17 protein-coding genes and 1 pseudogene are annotated in these 15,049 nt (G+C 70.5%); 7 read left to right on the top strand and 11 right to left on the bottom strand.

The annotated features are described in order from the left end of the window. Positions 1-59 precede the first annotated feature (59 nt). Positions 60-548, bottom strand: coding sequence for a MarR family winged helix-turn-helix transcriptional regulator (locus ACFVIU_RS33900; RefSeq protein WP_385847287.1), 489 nt, complete (start codon positions 546-548; stop codon positions 60-62). 88 nt (positions 549-636) lie between these two features. Here ACFVIU_RS33900 and ACFVIU_RS33895 point away from each other — a divergent pair, with 88 nt between their 5' ends. Continuing rightward, positions 637-1,224: an NADPH-dependent FMN reductase gene (locus tag ACFVIU_RS33895; protein ID WP_385847285.1), complete on the top strand. Its 588-nt coding sequence runs from the start codon at positions 637-639 to the stop codon at positions 1,222-1,224. A 22-nt stretch (positions 1,225-1,246) separates the two neighbouring features. Beyond that, positions 1,247-1,714, top strand: a pseudogene (locus ACFVIU_RS33890) (transposase); the annotation flags it as partial. A 67-nt stretch (positions 1,715-1,781) separates the two neighbouring features. Here ACFVIU_RS33890 and ACFVIU_RS33885 read toward each other — a convergent pair. Then, positions 1,782-2,171: a hypothetical protein gene (locus tag ACFVIU_RS33885; RefSeq protein WP_385847284.1), complete on the bottom strand. Its 390-nt coding sequence runs from the start codon at positions 2,169-2,171 to the stop codon at positions 1,782-1,784. 328 nt (positions 2,172-2,499) lie between these two features. Beyond that, entirely contained in the window at positions 2,500-3,075 is a 576-nt protein-coding gene (locus ACFVIU_RS33880) for a TetR/AcrR family transcriptional regulator (protein ID WP_385847282.1), read from the bottom strand. Between the two features lie 132 nt (positions 3,076-3,207). Here ACFVIU_RS33880 and ACFVIU_RS33875 point away from each other — a divergent pair, with 132 nt between their 5' ends. After that, positions 3,208-4,053: an SDR family oxidoreductase gene (locus ACFVIU_RS33875; protein ID WP_385847281.1), complete on the top strand. Its 846-nt coding sequence runs from the start codon at positions 3,208-3,210 to the stop codon at positions 4,051-4,053. A 204-nt stretch (positions 4,054-4,257) separates the two neighbouring features. Further along, positions 4,258-5,241 (top strand): aldo/keto reductase, encoded by a 984-nt coding sequence (locus tag ACFVIU_RS33870; protein ID WP_385847280.1) that lies wholly within the window; start codon positions 4,258-4,260, stop codon positions 5,239-5,241. A 324-nt stretch (positions 5,242-5,565) separates the two neighbouring features. Here ACFVIU_RS33870 and ACFVIU_RS33865 read toward each other — a convergent pair whose 3' ends face one another. Next, complete coding sequence (locus ACFVIU_RS33865; protein WP_385847279.1) at positions 5,566-6,198, bottom strand: TetR/AcrR family transcriptional regulator; 633 nt, start codon at positions 6,196-6,198, stop codon at positions 5,566-5,568. Positions 6,199-6,306: 108 nt separating this feature from the next. On the opposite strand from ACFVIU_RS33865, the gene ACFVIU_RS33860 reads away from it, so the two are divergent. Then, positions 6,307-6,960 (top strand): CatB-related O-acetyltransferase, encoded by a 654-nt coding sequence (locus ACFVIU_RS33860; protein ID WP_385847278.1) that lies wholly within the window; start codon positions 6,307-6,309, stop codon positions 6,958-6,960. A gap of 213 nt (positions 6,961-7,173) precedes the next feature. On the opposite strand, the gene ACFVIU_RS33855 is transcribed toward ACFVIU_RS33860, so the two are convergent. From ACFVIU_RS33855 to ACFVIU_RS33845, 3 genes are all read right to left on the bottom strand, one after another. Next, the gene (locus tag ACFVIU_RS33855) at positions 7,174-7,686 is read right to left on the bottom strand and encodes a GNAT family N-acetyltransferase (RefSeq protein WP_385847276.1); all 513 of its coding nucleotides are present in this window, start codon (positions 7,684-7,686) and stop codon (positions 7,174-7,176) included. Between the two features lie 317 nt (positions 7,687-8,003). Beyond that, positions 8,004-8,729 carry a dienelactone hydrolase family protein gene (locus tag ACFVIU_RS33850; RefSeq protein ID WP_385847275.1) on the bottom strand — a complete coding sequence of 242 codons (726 nt, stop codon included), beginning with the start codon at positions 8,727-8,729 and terminating at the stop codon, positions 8,004-8,006. 192 nt (positions 8,730-8,921) lie between these two features. Next, the gene (locus tag ACFVIU_RS33845) at positions 8,922-9,437 is read right to left on the bottom strand and encodes a DUF4232 domain-containing protein (protein WP_385847273.1); all 516 of its coding nucleotides are present in this window, start codon (positions 9,435-9,437) and stop codon (positions 8,922-8,924) included. Positions 9,438-9,648: 211 nt separating this feature from the next. On the opposite strand from ACFVIU_RS33845, the gene ACFVIU_RS33840 reads away from it, so the two are divergent. Further along, positions 9,649-10,224, top strand: coding sequence for a hypothetical protein (locus tag ACFVIU_RS33840; RefSeq protein ID WP_385847272.1), 576 nt, complete (start codon positions 9,649-9,651; stop codon positions 10,222-10,224). Between the two features lie 143 nt (positions 10,225-10,367). On the opposite strand, the gene ACFVIU_RS33835 is transcribed toward ACFVIU_RS33840, so the two are convergent. The 3 genes from ACFVIU_RS33835 to ACFVIU_RS33825 all read right to left on the bottom strand — a co-directional run bounded on the left by ACFVIU_RS33835 (position 10,368) and on the right by ACFVIU_RS33825 (position 12,998). Next, positions 10,368-11,057 (bottom strand): response regulator, encoded by a 690-nt coding sequence (locus tag ACFVIU_RS33835; RefSeq protein ID WP_385847271.1) that lies wholly within the window; start codon positions 11,055-11,057, stop codon positions 10,368-10,370. Next, complete coding sequence (locus ACFVIU_RS33830) at positions 11,054-12,304, bottom strand: sensor histidine kinase (RefSeq protein WP_385847269.1); 1,251 nt, start codon at positions 12,302-12,304, stop codon at positions 11,054-11,056. Before ACFVIU_RS33830 ends, ACFVIU_RS33835 begins: the two co-directional genes overlap by 4 nt. Before the next feature lie 106 nt (positions 12,305-12,410). Continuing rightward, a complete protein-coding gene (locus tag ACFVIU_RS33825) occupies positions 12,411-12,998 on the bottom strand; it encodes a hypothetical protein (protein WP_385847268.1) in 588 nt (195 codons plus the stop codon). Between the two features lie 144 nt (positions 12,999-13,142). Between ACFVIU_RS33825 and ACFVIU_RS33820 the strand changes: the two genes are divergently transcribed. Further along, positions 13,143-13,802, top strand: a complete 660-nt coding sequence (locus ACFVIU_RS33820; RefSeq protein ID WP_385847266.1) for a hypothetical protein — start codon at positions 13,143-13,145, stop codon at positions 13,800-13,802. Positions 13,803-13,827: 25 nt separating this feature from the next. On the opposite strand, the gene ACFVIU_RS33815 is transcribed toward ACFVIU_RS33820, so the two are convergent. Then, complete coding sequence (locus ACFVIU_RS33815) at positions 13,828-14,898, bottom strand: GNAT family N-acetyltransferase (RefSeq protein ID WP_385847265.1); 1,071 nt, start codon at positions 14,896-14,898, stop codon at positions 13,828-13,830. Positions 14,899-15,049: the final 151 nt, after the last annotated feature.

Genomic DNA, 15,049 nt, shown 5'->3' with positions numbered 1-15,049 from the left:
AGATCTGACGGTGCGGCGTTCCCCGTTGCTCGTGCCGAGCTGGCGGCGCGGGGCGCGGTCTAGGACGCGCCGCCGCTGGCAGCCTCGCTGCGGTGCGGCTCGAGGCGATCGACTGCTTGCTCGCTCCATGCCCGGATGACTGATGCCTGCTCGGGGGTCAGGGAGTCGAGGAAGTGGCGGCGGATGTTGCCGCCGTGCACGAGGATGGCACTCTGGGCGGCGCGGCGCCCCTCGGCGGTCAGCCCGATCCCCGCGCGGCGACCATCGGCCCCGTACTGGGTGCGCTTGACGAAGCCGCGTTTTTCCATGCGCGTCAGCTGATGTGAGACGCGGCTCTTGTCCCAGTCGAGCGATGCGGAGAGCTCGCCGACACGCATCTCGCGGCCGGCGGCCTGCCACAGTGTCACCAGCACGCTGAACTCGGCCTTCGAGATGTCGCAGTCACGCTGCAGACCGCGCTCCAGCTCCCTGGTGAGCAGGCGCTGCGCGCGCATCCAGGTATTCCAGAACTCCCATTCCTCGGGTTCCAGCGACCGCATCTCCGTCATGTCGCCGAGGATACCGCGACCAGCAGAGTTGTCACTTCAACTCACCCCGACCTAGAGTTGACGTGACAACTCTCTGGGAAGGAAGACCATGCCGCTTCGCATCGCAGTCATCCTCGGAAGCACCCGCCCCGGACGCCGCGGCGACCAGATCGCCGCCTGGGCACTGGAGGCCGCCCGTGCCCATGGTGGAGCCGACTACGAACTCATCGACCTCGCCGACCACGACCTCGGCAACCTCGACGAGCCTGGCAACCCGAACTTCCAGCAGTATCAGCACGACCACACCCGCGCCTGGGGCGCACTGATCGACAGCTTCGACGGCTATGTCTTCCTCGTCCCCGAGTACAACCACTCCTTCCCCGGAGCCCTGAAGAACGCCCTGGACTACGTCTACCGGGAGTGGAACGACAAGGCCGCCGGGATCATCAGCTACGGCGGCTGGGTCGCCGGGGCCCGGGCCGCCGAAGCGCTGCGGCTCGTCCTCGCCGAACTCCAGGTGGCCACGGTCCGCGCCCAGCCCACCATCTCGACACACCCCTCGTTCCACACCGGCACCTTCGTCCCCCAGGAGGGCCTCGACACCGCCGTGGACACCATGCTCGACCAGGTGATCGCCTGGTCCGGCGCCCTGCGCGGGGTGCGCCAGGCCAAGACGCAGACGCCCACGGCTGCATGAGGCCCAGTTCGTGACCGATCACGTGACACGACGCGGCGAGCTGACGGACGCGGCGTGGGAGGCGCTGAGCCCCTGCTGCCGGCTGCCGATGGACCCGGCCGTCCGTGGCGCGACCACCGGACGGTGATCAACGGCGCGTTATGTGACCTGCCGGAACGCTATGGGCCGTGGCAGACGGTTCATGAGCGGTTCGCCCGTTGGGAGCAAAACGGGACCTGGGCCCACTACCAAAGTCCATCTCGCCTGGGACGGCCGGGGCCTGCCCCTGGCTGTCGTCCTCACCCCCGGAAACGTCAGTGACTGCACCGTGTTCAAAGCGGTGCTGGAATCTGCGCGGGTGCCTCGGACCGGCGCCGGGCGGCCGCGGCCAAGACCCGACACGGTCATCGCGGACAAGGCGTACTCATCGCGGGAGGTCCGACAGGACGCGTTGCGGCGTCGGGGTATCGACCGAGTGGGCCCAGTACGATGCCGATCCGGCGCCTTGCGAGGCGCCGCACCGGATGTCGCGAGAGTTCGGTAGACCCCCGCCGTGTGCTGTACAGCCGCCGGGCGGCTCAGGGGGTGATGCAGACGACGAAGGCGATGATCGGCCGCGCCACAGTGTCTGTGTTCTTCACACCGACCGTCCAGCCGTTGGGACCGCCATAGGAGGCGAGCATGAACGGTTCGCCGCCGCTCTGGCTGGCGTTGCCCTCGGAGCCGCCCCCGCCGGTGCTCACCATTCCCGCGGGGCAGGACGCACTCGCCGTCCCGTACTTGCCAGGCTGGACGATCACGTCGTCACCCCAGTAGCGCCCGACGGTCGCCTGCTTCGCGCGGCCGGAGACGTGCGAGCCGGACGTGCCGGGCTTGTCGGCGTCACCGCCTTGCGCGGTCGCGAGCGTGGCTCCGCCCACCACAAGGGCGGCGGCGGTGGCCAGGACGGAGAACCCCAAACGCTTCATGTCGACTCCAGTGCTCAGGTGGTGTGGCACCGGACCTCTTCCCCGCTCCCCGAGGGAGTCCCGTACCGTCACCGGCCCAGCTCAGGCAGAACCGATTCTCCGGCGGGCGAACGAGTGAGGTGTTCCGGGGCGGCTGGAACACCGGGGCGACGTGGGGCCGGGGTCGTACGTCCGTTGCCCCGGAAGCTGTTCGCGCGGGCTGCCCAGGGGCGGGCGCTCCTGCCAGAGCCGTGACTGGGGGCGCTGAACCTTCCCGGTCGCGGCACTCGATGCTGCGCAATGGTGCGGCTGGTGAATACGGCCGGAGGCCGGGTCACGAGCTGGGCGTCTACCCGTCCGCTCCGTACCGGAGGCCGTCGAGGAGCAGGTCGAGGAGGCGGCCGGCCCGTTCGCGTTGGTCGGGAGCGCTGGTGATCAGCGCGACACCCGCCAGGCTGAAGCCGACATCGATGGGGTCGACGTCCGGGCGCAGGAGACCGGCGTCAGCGCCGGCGCGCAGCAGGGTGCCGATCGCGTTGGCGAGCTTGTCAAGGGTCTCGGCGAAGGGGTCCGCGCCCGATGCGACCGCGGCCCGAAGCGCGTCCGCCATGCCCTGCTTGGCAGCCACATAGTCGATGAAGTCGTCCATCCACAGGCGGATGGCCCGGTCGGGCGGGTTGTCGGCGAGCAGCTTCGCGGCGCTGTCGCAGACCCTGGCCAGCTCGTTGCGGTAGGCCGCCTCGACGAGCGCCTCGCGTGTGGGGAAGTGGCGGTAGAGCGTGGCCGAGCCGACGCCGGCGGCCTTGGCGATGGTGTCGATCGCGACGTCCGGGCCCTTCTCGGAGAAGGCACGCACGGCCGCTTCGAGGATGCGCTCCCGGTTGCGGCGGGCATCGGCGCGCAACACGCTCGGCTTGCTGGTCAAGGCTGCTCCCTTCATCGGGGACCAGTCTAGCTGGACAACCGGGGAGTTCCCCGGTTACCGTCCCCAGATAACCGGGGAACTCCCCGGTTACGGGTGCAGACCCGTTCTCCTCCCCAGGCAAGGAAGACCCGCATGACCTCCCCGAAGACGGTTCTGATCACCGGTACGTCCTCCGGCATCGGGCTGGCCGCCGCCATCGGCACCGCCCGGGCCGGCTGGACGACCATCGCCACCATGCGTGACACCGGCAAGGCCGAGGCCCTGCTCCAGGCCGCCGCCGAGGCGGGTGTCGCGGACCGGATCCAGGTCAAGCGCCTGGACGTGACCGACGCCGCCGGCGTCTCCGCCTGCCTGGACGAGGTCGTCGCCGAGCACGGCCGCCTGGACGCACTGGTCAACAACGCCGGCGCCGCCCAGGTCGGCACCATCGAGCAGAGCAGCGTCGACGACGTCCGCGCGGCCATGGAGGTCAACTTCTTCGGCGTGGTGGCGGTGACGCGGGCCGCCCTGCCGCACCTGCGCGCGTCGAAGGGCCGGGTGATCACCGTCACCAGCGTCGGCGGCGTCGTCGGCCAGCCCTTCAACGAGGCCTACTGCGCGGCCAAGTTCGCCGTCGAGGGCTTCATGCAGTCTCTCGCGCCGGTCGCCGCCACCGTCGGCGTCGATGTCACCGTGGTCGAGCCGGGTGCGGTGGCCAGCGAGTTCGTCGCCAATCTCGGCCTGGACGTCCCGGCGCTGCTCTCCGCCGCCGGTCCCTACGGCCCGGCGCTCGAGGCCTACATCACCCGCACCCAGAAGTCGTTCGCCGACGCCCAGACCCCCACCGAGGCAGCCGCCCCGATCGTCGACGCCCTGACCGTCGCCCACCCGCCCTTCCGCATCCAGACCTCGCAGTGGGCCCGCGACTTCGTCGCCACCACCCTCGCCGACCTCGACGGCTCCGCCGTCCAGGCCCTCACCGGTTCCTGGGTGCGCTGACCGCCTCGCCCCGCGGCCCGGACCGGGTGCACCGCCGACGCCGGGCGCGGCGACCGCACCAGCACCCTGACTGCCCGGCCCCACCGCCACCGCACCCGGCGTCGGGCCGTACCCGGTCCCGGGCAGAGGGCCACGCAGCGGACCGGACACACAGCCAACCAGCCACACCCCGCGGGACGACCCGCACCAGCAAGGAAGATCACCATGGAACTCCGCACCCTTGGCAGCCAGGGCCTGACCGTCTCCGCCGAAGGACTCGGCTGCATGGGCATGAGCGCCTTCTACGGCAGCACCGACGAGGCCGAATCCCTCGCCACCATCGACCGCGCCCTGGAACTGGGCGTGACCCTGCTCGACACCGCCGAGAGCTACGGCCCCTTCATCAACGAGCAGCTCCTCGGCAAGGCCCTCGCCGGCCGCCGCGAGCAGGCCGTCGTCGCCACCAAGACCGGCATCGAGTTCACCGACGACGGCACGCTCGTCGGCCACAACGGGCGCCCGGAGTACATCCGGCGTTCCCTGGACCGCTCCCTGCGTCACCTGGACACCGACCACGTCGACCTCTACTACCTGCACCGGGTCGACCCACAGGTGCCGATCGAGGAGACCGTCGGCGCCATGGGCGAGCTGGTGGCCGCCGGCAAGGTCCGCTACCTCGGCCTGTCCGAAGTAGCCCCGCAGACCATCCGCCGCGCCCACTCCGTCCACCCGATCACGGCGGTCCAGACCGAGTACTCGCTCTTCGAGCGCGGCATCGAGGACGACGGGGTCATGGCCACCCTGAACGAGCTCGGGATCGGCCTGGTCGCCTACTCGCCGCTCGGACGCGGGTTCCTGTCCGGTGCGATCACCAGCCCGGACGACTTCGCCGCCGATGACTTCCGCCGTACCGACCCGCGCTTCCAGGGCGAGAACTTCGCCCGCAACCTGGCCGTGGTCGACGAGGTCCGCCGCATCGCCGCCGCCAAGCAGGTATCGCCCTCCCAGCTGGCCCTCGCCTGGGTCCTGCACCAGGGCGCGGTCGCCATCCCCGGCACCAAGCGCCGCCGCTACCTGGAGGAGAACATCGCCGCCACCACCGTAACGATCACCGATGAGGACGTGGCCGCCCTCGAAGCCGTCGCCCCGCGCGGCATCGTCTCCGGCGACCGCTACGCCCCCGAGCTCATGCGGAACCTCAACGGCTGACCCCCGGGCGGCCCGGAAAAGGCAACCGCACGGCCGACCACGTCGCCTTCCCGGACGCCGCCCGCGGCCGGACCGAACTCGCCCGACCGAGCGCCTGGAAGACCGGATCGGCGCCCACGAGTTGGGCCCCCAACGGTCGGATGTGTTCCGGTGACCGGCGGGACGTCTTCCTGGCCCACCCCCGTGAGGCCGGGACGGGATGTCACATCCCCTTGGTCCCGCCGGTCAGCTTCACCCTGCGGTGCCGGCCGGGTGCCGGGATCGGCCGGAGACGCGGTCGCCGCCGGCGGCATCGCCATCGGTCGCTGGTCCTGGTGGGAGGGGTCAGGGTGCCGGCGCACGGAACAGGCCGGCGCGGGCGGCGAGGAGGGCTGCGGCGGCCGAGCGGTGGGCGGCGTGCTCGTCGAGGGGTTCTCCGGTGATGAAGAGGCGGTGGTAGAGCGGGGCGGTGGCGGCCCGGATCAGTTCTGCCGGGTCGACGTCGTCGGGGAGCTGGCCCCGTGCCATGGCGCGGGTGACGACCTCGGCGGCCTGCTGGTGGCGGGCGGTGAAGAAGGTGTGCAGTGCTTTCGCGCCCTGGTCGGAGCGGAGCGCGGCGCTGATGAGGGCCGTCGGGGTGGCGCCCTGTTCGGGGTCGGTGAAGGTGGCGTACACCTCGTGGGCCAGCGACTGGATGTCCTCGTCGACGTCTCCGGTGTCGGGGATGGGCCAGGGCTGGTCGGCGGAGAGGGCGAGGGCGTCGGCGATCAGGCCGTCGATGCCGCCCCAGCGTCGGTAGACGGTGGCCTTGTGGACGCCGGCGCGGTGGCAGATCGCCTCGACCGTGAGCTGGTCGTATCCATGCTCGGTGAGTTCGGCGAGGGTCGCGGCGACGACGTCGGCACGGACCCGCGCGCTTCGCCCTCCCGGCCTGGTGCCCGTCGTCCTGCTCTGCGGTGTCTCCGGATTCCCAGTCAAAGTCGACTCCAGTCGCGTTAAGGCTTGCCAGGGGTGTGGATCTACTGCCAGGATATTAACGCGACTCCGGTCGCATTAGGTGGTGTGGTGACAGGAAGGACCCCAGCCATGACCGTGTCGATCCCGAACCCCGAGGCGCTGCACCCGTTGCCCGGGCATGACCGGGTGGTCCTGCTCCGCCCGCTGGTCACCGACCCGCGGATCGAGGTCGGCGAGTACACCTACTACGACGACCCCGACGGCGCCACGGACTTCGAGCGCAGGAACGTGCTCTACGGCTACGGGCCCGAGCGGCTGGTGATCGGCAAGTACTGCGCGGTCGCCGCCGGCACCCGCTTTCTGATGGCGGGCGCCGCCCACCCCACCTTGGGTGTCTCCACCTTCCCGTTCACCATGTTCGGCGGCAGCTGGACGGAACGGACCCTCGACCTGGTCACCGGCATGCCCAGCCGGGGCGACACCGTGATCGGCAACGACGTCTGGATCGGCTACCAGGCGCTGATCATGCCAGGCGTGCGGATCGGCGACGGCGCGATCATCGCGGCCGGCGCGGTCGTCACCACCGACGTCGAGCCGTACACCGTGGTCGGCGGCAACCCCGCCCGCCCGATCCGCCGCCGCTACGACGACGCGGACATCGAGCGGCTCCTGCGCGCGGCATGGTGGGACTGGCCGGTGGAACTGGTCACCGAACACCTGCGCACCATCATGGCGGGCACCCCCGCCGAGATCGAGCAGATCGCCGCGGCAGCCGCCGCGTGACGCCTGCAAGGCAGACCAGCGCTGTCCGCCCATGCCAGGCGCGGTAAGGACGAGCGAATCCGGCTTCGGGAGGCACCATCATCGAGCCGTTTTCGATGCTCATGAGAAGGGGCAGCCTCACGGTGAGGAGCCCTGCGGAGCCCTGAGCAGCCCTGAGATCAGCGCCCGGTGCGCGCGCCGCGCGGGAGATTGCCCCGCGCGGCACGGGCCGGGTCAGATACCGAACGCGGCGGCGTAGTGGACGGTCCCGCCGGGGAGCGGATGGCCGGCGTCGAGGCTGAGTGCCATCAGGGCGTCGTCGGGGACATCGATGGTCAGGCCGATGCCGTGACCGGAGGCACGGGTGAACCCGAACCGGGGGTAGTAGGCGGGATGGCCGAGGACGACCACGTGGCGCTCTCCCAGGGATCGTGCTGCGGCCAGGGCGGCACGGATCGCCGCCGTACCCGCACCCCTCTGCTGCTGCTCCGGTCGGACGGCGCACGGGGCCAGGCACAGGGCCGGCGTGCTGTCGATGTGGCAGCGGGTCAGCAGCGCGTGGCCCACCGGGCGGCCGGTCTCGTCCGCTGCGACGAGGGAGAGGCCCTCGATCCAGGCGGTTGGGTCGGCGCGCAGGCTGTCGACGAGGTCAGCCTCGGCAGTGGTGGGGAAAGCGGCGATGTTGATGTCGCGGATGATGGGGATGTCGGCGCTGGTTTCGGCGCGCGAGAACCACATAGTGCCCATGACGATGAAAGATCCGTTTCGGGAGACGTTCGTGTGGTGGCCCCGCGAGCTCACGCTCTCAGCGAGGACAGGACAGAGAGTCAGGCCACGGCCCGGGACGTGAGGAAGACCTGGACGCTACGCACGGTGGCCATGAGCGCGGTCATCAACCTCACCTCCCCTCTCCAGTCCCTGATCAAATACGAACACAACCACCCTACACGGCCCCGAGCGCCCGCCCGCTGTCCTGCCGACCTTGCCGCCGACGAAACTCGTGCGTGGAGCGGCCGTAGCCGAGCAAGCATGTCTGCGGTCCGAGATCTCCGTTGCTGAACGGATCACTCCGTTATCGGCAGGCACTCGGCGAGCAGGTCGACGATGTCACGCCAAGCTCGCTGCGCGTGCCGGGCGTGGTAGCCGACGCCGGGGCGCACGGTGTGGTCGACCGGTGGGTGATGGAAGGCGTGCAAGGCGCCGCCGTAGACCACGAGGCGCCAGTCGACGCCCGCAGCCTGCATCTCGGCGGTGAATGCGCTCCGTTGAGCGGGCGGCATGATGGGGTCTTCCGATCCGACCCCGGCCCACACTGGGCAGCGAATGCGCGCCGCCTCGCCTGGCCGGCCCGTGGTCAGTGCGTTGACTGTCCCGATCGCACGCAGGTCGACGCCGTCGCGCCCGAGTTCCAGCGCGATTGCGCCTCCGGTGCCGTAGCCGATGGCGGCGATCCGGTCGGGGTCGGTCCGCGGCTCGGCGCGGAGCACGTCGAGCGCCGCGTGGCCGATGCCTCGCATTCGGTCGGGGTCGGCGAGTAGCGGCATGCAACGGGCCAGCATCTCCTCGGGGTCATCCACATAGCGTCCGCCGTGGAGGTCGAAGGCCAGCGCCACGTATCCCAGTTCGCCGAGCGCATCGGCCCGGCGGCGCTCGACGTCGCTGAGCCCTATCCCCTCGGGCCCGACCAGAACCGCGGGCCGGCGGTCGACACCGGCCGGGAGCGCGAGGTGCCCGACCATTGTCAGACCGTCGGCCGCGTATTCGATCGTGCGCGTTGTCACCGTCGTCATGAGCTTGGACTCTAGTGATCGTCGAGCCCGGTGGAACCAGTGTTCTGCCGCTGGCAGAAGGCAAATCGCTGGCGGATTTCCGGGTGTGCTGCCGGGTGCTCCGAGGCGTTGGCCGAGTCCGTGCTACCTGCTACGGCCACAGGCGCCCGTCACCGCCCCCTCGGCCGGCACGTCCTCGCTCTGAGGCGTTGGTCAGGCGCCGGGCTGTACGGGGCCGATTCGGGTGCCGGAGCCCACGGACAGCTTGCCGTCGGCTTCCTGGTCACCGGGGATGATCCCGCCGCCGGGGGTCCTGAGAGTGAAGACGACCCGGTTGGCGGCCGTGCCCTTGGAGGCACTGGGCACCTGGATGTCGAAGTGGACGGGGTGGCCGGGGCCGAAGGTCACCTTGGTGCCCTGAGAGCCGTAGGGCCTCGCGGTGATGCCCTTCAGAGAGCTGTGGTTGTAGAACTTCACATCGCGGGGAGAGCCGGCCAGCTGGCAGGCGCTGGTCCTGGGGGCGGCGGTCAGCGTGACCCGGTAGTGGCGGTGCCCGGCGCTGCCGGCGTCCGGCGTGATCTTCGTCGTGAGGTTGGCGGGGCGACATGAGGACGGTGCGCCGGAGCCGGCCGGATGCGCGATGGTGGATGCCTGTGCGACACCCGCACCGGCGACTCCCGCCAGTACGACGCCGGCAACTGACATCATGAACGTGGTGGCCTTACCCATGGTCGACTCTCCGTGTCTGGCTGTGGTCGGTGGGGCCGCGCCCCGAATAACTGACGCCACAAAACCTGCCGGTTTCGTTCGTTATGGGCGTCACGGAGATGTAACGCCTTCGCCACAGGGACCGGAATGTCCCCTTCCCGTGGAGAGCCTCGGCGTGCGGGATTGCCGCTGAAAATGTGATGCACAACCAGCTGGGCTACGGCCAACACCCATGACGTACGTTCGCACCTATGACGCGCACCCTGAAGTCCTGGCTGGTGGCCGAGTGAGCGGCTGGTGGAACTACTTGGAGGAACGAACCTGCCGAGAGGTCGATGCCGACGTGCTGCGCGACCGCCGGCTGCCTGCGATCAGGACCGTTGTGGAGGCGCTGCGACCGCTGGGGGTGGGCCTGCACGACGCAGAACGCGTGGTCCACGCGCGATACGAGGCTCTGGGCGACCGGGTGCAGCGCACGCCGCCCGATCCGCTGGACCTCCCCTCGCTCGCAGCCCGCGCCACGGCTCTCCCGGGCCGTGTGGCAGCCGTGGAAGCGTTCTGGGACGGCGATACGGTCCACGACTGGTTCGTACTCCTGGTCGCGGTCCTGGATGCCCCCGAGGGGCAGGGCCACCTGGCGACCGTCCACCACCGACGTGACGGCCCTCCACCGGGCGTTGCCGCCGCCACGGCCGGCCGGGAGCTGGCCGAACACCTTCACGTGCCCTTCCACTTCGCGTCTCCGGACGTCCCTGACGACGACGCCCCGCGGTGGAGGGAGATCCAACGGTTGGCGGAAAAGCCGTGACTGGCGGGCAAGGACGGAGCGCGGCGTGATCCGGGGCGGCCTGACCGCCTGGGCCTCCGGTTCTCAGGAACTGCCGCTGCTACACGCCGGCCTCGCCACCGCCTGACTTCCTCGGACCGGCGGCCCTCGAGAGGCTCGGCGTATCAGCTGTCTGCCCGGTGTGGGTCGTCCTCGGCGTGGATACCGTGACGGTGTGCGTACACAATGGCCTGTGGGCGGTCGCGGCTGCCGGTCTTGGTGAAGATCTGGTTGATGTGCGTCTTCACGGTGGAGCGGCTCAGGTACAGCCTGGAGGCGATCTCGGCGTTGGAGAGTCCTTGGGCGATCAAGCCGAGTACTTGGCCCTCGCGTTCGGTGAGGCCGTCCGGGAGGCGGGCGTCCTTCTCGCGGTGGCCTGGGTCGTTGCGGCGGCTGGCGTGGATCAGGCGGTCGGCGGCGAGCGGGTCGAGCATGGCGTGGCCGGAGACGGCGGCCTCGATGGCGCGGCGGATGTCGGCGGCGGAGGCGTTTTTGGTGAGGTAGCCGGTGGCGCCGGCCTCCAGTGCCGCGAGGATGGAGTCGTCGTCGGTATAGGTGGTGAGGACGACGACGGCCGTGGCCGGGCGTTCGGTCCTGAGCCGGCGTGTGGCCTCGACGCCGTCGGCGCCGGGCATGTGCAGGTCCATCAGGACCACGTCCGCGTCGTGCGCCACGGCGAGGTCGACGGCCTGGGCGCCGTCTGCTGCCAACCCGGCTACGTGTACGGTTTCGACGGCGCCGAGGATGGTGGCCAGGCCTTCGCGTACGACGCGGTGGTCGTCAGCGATGATCACCGAGATCGGCGTGGGGTTCATCGGTCACCCCCGTCACTCTCGGCGTTGTGGTGGGCCAGGTTGCCGTGTCGGTAGGGAACGCGTGCGGCGACCAGCCAGCCGCCGTCAGGCGTGGGGCCGATCTGGAGGTCGCCGCCCGCCTGCTGGACGCGTTCCCTCATGCCCTGGATCCCGAACCGCCCTCCGCTCGTGCGCGGCGCCGCGGCAGTCTCCGGGTCCGAGGCATGCGGCACCGGGGCATCCGGACACGGGGCCGGTGCGGGACGGGTGTTGGCGACCTTCACGGTCACCTCTTCGGGGCCGAAGCCAATGTGCACGCTCACGTGTGCGCCGGGGGCGTGTTTGGCCGCGTTGGTCAGCGCTTCCTGGGCGAGTCGGTAGAGGGTGAGCGTCGTGTCGGCATCGAGTTCCTGACTGTCACCCTTCAACGCGAATTCAGCCTGGTGCAGTGCGCAGAGGCGGCCGAGCCGCTGGGCCAGTGGTTCGCCTTCACCGCGCAGCGCGCGCACCGCCTGGCGCGCCTCGTCCAGGCCGGTGCCGACCAGTTCGTGACCGACTTCGATCTGGGTGAGGAGCGTCTCGCGCGGCGCGTCGGTGCGGGCGAGGGTGTCGATCGCGGTGAGCTGGATGGACAGGGCGCCCAGGGTATGGGCAAGCACATCGTGCAGCTCGCGGCCGAGGCGGTTGCGTTCACTGGCGAGTGCTGTCTCGGCTCGGGCGAGCTCGGCACGCCGGCGTTCGGTGGCGACCAGGGTCCTGTGCCGGGCTCGTAAATCGATCTCGCGTCGGCTCGCACCGGCCGCCAGTCCGGCGAGGGCCACGGTGGCGGTGGCGAGTAGGTGCCCAGGGAAGGGCCCGCGAGGGATCGCTGCGAGGCAGTAGGCCAAGGGGCCGGCGGTGGAGAGCACGAGGGCGGCCACGGGATCAAATGCGACGGCGGCCGTGCTCGCCGCGACGCCGGTGAAGATCAGCCCGTTGGTATCCGTGACGGTGAGCACAGCCCCGGCCGCGCCCATCACGGCGACGACCCCGGCCACCCGGGTACCTCTGATGCCGGCGATCGTGCCCAGCCAGGCCAGCGCGGCGGTGGTCAGGGCCACAGGCGCCACGATTCCGGGGTCGGTGGGGAGCGCGGCAACGTTGATGAGGACGGTCACGCCCAGGCCCACCAGCATGGCCACTGCGCGCGCCCGGGGGGCTTGGATCATGCCGCTCAGGCCGACCCCTGGGTGGTCCGCAGTCGGGCTGAACCTTCTGACGATGCTCATCGGCTCTGATTATCCAGGACGCGTGCCAGAAGCTTCGGCACGAAGGACGGGGTTGGTGCGGGGCTGCGCAGGGTTCGGGTGACCGGGGCGAGCAGCGCGATGAGGATCACCGCGCGGCTTCCGCCGCCCGCGTGGTGTCCAGGACTGTCATGGTCCGGGCCAGGCGCGCGCGGCCTCGCACCCACAGCCCCAGGCTGCGGCACAGACTCATGCTCACGGAGAGGAAGATGAAGCCGTTCGACAGACCGGTGCCACTGAGGTGATGGGCGGTCAGGAACACGCCGAGCCCTACTGGAAAAACGTGCTGAGCGCCGTAGGCGAAGCCGAGCCGTGCGGCGGTCACGGCGATCCACACCGCGGCGTAACCGACCCCCGAGTGGCTGATCGCGACGGGCTTGCCCGGGGCGGGCGAGGTGCGCGGCCAACGGCGCCGCCACTCTGGGGCGTAGTCGACGGACACCAGCAGCGGGCAGACCGAGAAGAGGCCGAGCGCCGCTCCGGCCACCGCGCCGGCACCTTGCAGCAGCAGGTCGTTGCCGCCGGTGGGCAGCGAGGTGAAGAAGAAGGGCACGATCAGGGCGACGCCGATGATCGGCCGTCCCACCCGGAACCAGCCGATCTTGCGGCGGCCGAGATCGGACTCGAGCACCACGGCCAGGATCGCCAACTGCATGATCACGATGTTCGCTGTCATGCATCCACCTTCGCCGCGACGCGGTGCCCCGACCTCGGCCCCTGGGTTGGTCATCGGGTGGAGATCTGAGGGCCGGGGGTGGAGGCCGTGGTCCACCTCTCCGCCGACGACCGCGCGCAAGGATGCCGCCTCCATACTGGGCCGATGAGCGACACCATGGCCGAGCACGAAGCGAATACTCAGCAGTTGATGCAAAGGGTCTATCTCGGCCTGCGTGAGAACCGCCTCGATCCACACCACGTCGTCGCTCTCGCCTGCGAACTGCTCGACCGGTTCCACTGCACCGACGCCATCCTGGAGGTCGTCGAGCGGGATCCGGCCGAGGTGTCCCGCACGGAGATGACGGCGCTGGCCTGGCGCATCCTGGACGACGTGGGCTTCGAGCCGGGCTTCGACCTCGCCCCCGAGCGGTTGGAGACGCTGCGCGACGCGCTGCGGATCGTCGCCCGCGACCTGCCCACACGTGGCATCGAAGGCGAACCGGAGATCGAGGTCCTGGATGATCTGTTTCCGGCGGGAGCCGGTGTCCGACTCGCCGACGGCACAAGGCTCAACTGGGGCGGCCACATCCTGCCGAACATGTGCGACGACCTGACCACGGCACTGACCAGCCTGACGATAATGGTTCAGGAGAGCCTGCTCGAACTGACCTGGCAGGTCTGGCCGGTGTGCCCCCGGCATGGCCTTGGCGTCCATGGCGCGGAGCGGGACGGCGAGGTTGTGTGGTGGTGCGCCGGCAACGGTGGACACGTGCTGGCGCCGGTGGGGGACCTCGCCGGCGGGGGCAGCTCTGTCGGTGTGTGAACGTCCACCACCTTGACGGTCGCCACTACAGCGGGATCACATGTCCCGTCAGCGGTACGGCGCCACAGCCCTGCAACCGCTTGGTGTCTCCATGGCCGACCCCGTAGTCGATCCAGTCGTAGCGCTCCCTCGTAGCACGCCGCATCGGTTCGTGATAGGTCACGGCCAGCGGCGCGTACGGGATGGTGCGGCCGGCCTCGGTGGTGCCGGTGTACACGTTCTGCAACGTCCTCATGTCGGACACGAACAGCGCGTGGGCGATCAGCCGGCCGTCATGGTGGGCGGTGTAGAGCAACAGGTCCTTGCCGAAGGAGTCGATGAGGGTGCGCAGTCGGCGCCGCTCGGCCGCTTCGTCGGCAGGCTGCCCGTACCAGCGCAGGAGGGCACACCTGCCCTCGACCACCTCGTCGAACAGTTCGTCGGGGTCTCCCGTCCCGATGACGCAACCGTGTTCCGCGAGGCGGCGCAGCTGACGCTGCACCTCGAAGCGCCGCCGCCTCGACCGGACGGCTGCGAGGCCCTCCTCGTCGTCCCATGTCACGGGCATCATCGAACGCGTCGTCAGATCGAAGCTGTCACCGCCCAGGGCGCCGACCGCCGGGGCCAGGACCCGGGAGGCGGCCGGTGTGGTGTACAGCACCGACACGGTGGCCAGGCCCGCCCCGCGCGCCCAGGCGCAGACCTCGGCGAGGCACTGCTGCATGCTCTCGGGGTGGTGCGCGGCCGGCCCCACCGGATCCCCGAGGTAGCCGGGTGCCACCAGCAGCAGTCCCGGCAGTATCTCCTCCTGTCCGTCGCCGAGCTGCGGCAGGACGCGCGGGGCCGAGCACTCCGCCTCGGGGAAGACGGGATCCTTGCGGCGCAGGATCGCCCAGGGGTTGTACGCCTCGTACGCGTCGCCGTCGCGGACCACGGCACCGGTGAAGGCGAGGGCGCCGTTCGGGCCGTCGTACCGCACCGTCACCGGCTCGCCCGGCAGCCGGCTGATCATCGACCGCAGCCAGCGGCTGCCCTGGACCGCAGCGCCCGGGCCCAGCCGGTCCCATCCGGCGCCGTCGAACGGCCCGGACAGCGGGGTCACTTCCGTCCTGTGCATGATCTTCCTGTTCTCGTTGGGTTCGGCAGCTGAGGACGGAGGGCTCAGACCCTGGGGGGGGCCGCCGAGCCGGTCGCCCGCCCGCCGCCCCCCCCCCCCCCGCCGAGCCGGCTCCCCCCCCCCCGCCTGGGGGGGAGCGAAGTGGCGAGAA

It is taken from the genome of Streptomyces sp. NPDC127190 (assembly GCF_042672505.1).
Taxonomy (GTDB): Bacteria; Actinomycetota; Actinomycetes; order Streptomycetales; family Streptomycetaceae; genus Streptomyces.
The sequence above is the reverse complement of the archived record's forward strand: the minus strand, read 5'-3'. Positions and strand labels throughout refer to the sequence as shown.